This window comes from Micromonospora sp. ATA51 (assembly GCF_016802855.1).
Lineage (GTDB): Bacteria > Actinomycetota > Actinomycetes > Mycobacteriales > Micromonosporaceae > Micromonospora > Micromonospora sicca.
Window position 1 is genome coordinate 1 of record NZ_JAEVHJ010000641.1, and the last position, 1544, is coordinate 1544.

The 1544-nt window shown below is 69.8% G+C and carries 1 protein-coding gene and 1 pseudogene; one reads left to right on the top strand and one right to left on the bottom strand.

Annotated elements, in window-relative coordinates; genetic code table 11:
* The first annotated feature begins 239 nt into the window (after positions 1-239).
* Positions 240-1283: a zinc ribbon domain-containing protein gene (locus tag JNW87_RS38585; protein ID WP_109799601.1), complete on the top strand. Its 1044-nt coding sequence runs from the start codon at positions 240-242 to the stop codon at positions 1281-1283.
* 158 nt (positions 1284-1441) lie between these two features.
* Here the strand turns inward: JNW87_RS38585 and JNW87_RS38590 are convergent.
* Positions 1442-1544: pseudogene (locus tag JNW87_RS38590) on the bottom strand (type II toxin-antitoxin system PemK/MazF family toxin); the annotation flags it as partial.

Below are 1544 nucleotides of genomic sequence, written 5' to 3' on the forward strand. Positions count from 1 at the left end.
CGCCCTGACCCCCACCCCGCCTGACCCTCCACGCCGGGGCGACTCCCGCCTGCGGTCCGCCAGGGTGTGCAACTGTTGGCTGATTAGCTACGCGATCGTATGTGATATTTTTTCGATCATGTCGTTGCTGCGGCTGGGTCCGGTCGCTGAATTCATCGGCGTTCATCCTGTGACTGTGCGGCGGCCGGCGAGTTCACTGTGGTGAGGGTGGTCCACAGGACCGGCTGGCCCGTTTCGGCATGGCGTGGTTGACGGCTCTGCTGGCCCGTGACGGGGTGAGCGTGGAGGTGCTCCACTCGAAGGGTTCGGCCGGTGGGGTCGAGGAATTGTTAGACGACTTCATGTCCCGGCTGGCTGACGGCCGCCTCGCCCACGCCGATCCGGCGCTGACCGTGAAGCTTGCCCGCCTGCAGGCCGAACACGTGGCGGTGTGCGCCCGGATCCGGCATCTCAACCAGGCACTTGCCTGGTCCGCGGCCCGGTGGCTCGTCGACCACGCCACCGCGCACGGGGCCACCGTCATCTACGTCGAGAACCTCGCCACCCTCGAAGGGCGCGGCGGTTCACGCAGCCTCAACCGGCGACTCTCCGGCGCCGTACGCGGCACCGTGTTCACCGCCATCGCTCACCTCACCGCGAAGGTCGGTATCGCAGTCGTCACCGTTCCGGCGCGTGGAACCTCGTCCGGCTGCCCCCGCTGCGACGGCCCGATCAAGCACGTCAAGACACCGGACCGGAACGTGGCCGGATACCGGTGGGCCACCTGCTCGTGCGGCCTGTCAATGGACCGCGACCACGCCGCCGCGCAACGCATCGCCGCCCGCGGCCTCGCCAACCAGGCCAAGACCCGCCGCGACCGCAGCGGCAACGCCGCGATCCGGACAGCCACCGACACACCAGTGCGTCACCGGACGCGTCGACCAACCCGAACCGCCACCACCAGACGGGTGCGGGATCGACGCAAGACCAAACCCACCCCGAAGCAGACCCGACCGGTCAAGACTTCACGCCTGCTGCCCATGCGACGGCAGGTTCCCGCCCCGGCAAACCCCACAGCGGGGCCTGCCGGCAAGCGTCCGGCGGGACGGACACCCCAGGAGACCAACCCCTCAAGGCCCGGTCGCCAGGTGCCGCACACGGTTCCCACCACCGCCCCGCGACACCCTCACAGGGTTCGCGGGGCAGTCCTCGGCCGCGGCTTCCACCGCCACGTACACGCCACCCCCGTCACCCACAGGGACGCTAGTACCCGCGGGATGCCCGGCTTGCTGAGGATCACATAGGAAACCAGAGACGCTGGCCCCATCCAAGATCCACACCGGCTGTGGAAGGTTGCTGCCTTCTCCCGTTCTGAGGCCGCCACCTGCGGGATGTTGCGCGCCCACGGTGCGGGGCTCCCAGGTGCGGGATGGTGCGGCTGCTGCCGGGGAGCGGGGAGCGGGGAGCTCTGGCTGGAGAGCATCAGCCCGAACAGCGTGCGGCTCTGCCGGCCCACCACCAGCACCGGGCGGTCCTTGCCCTGGCGGGGGTCGTCCTCGTACGGG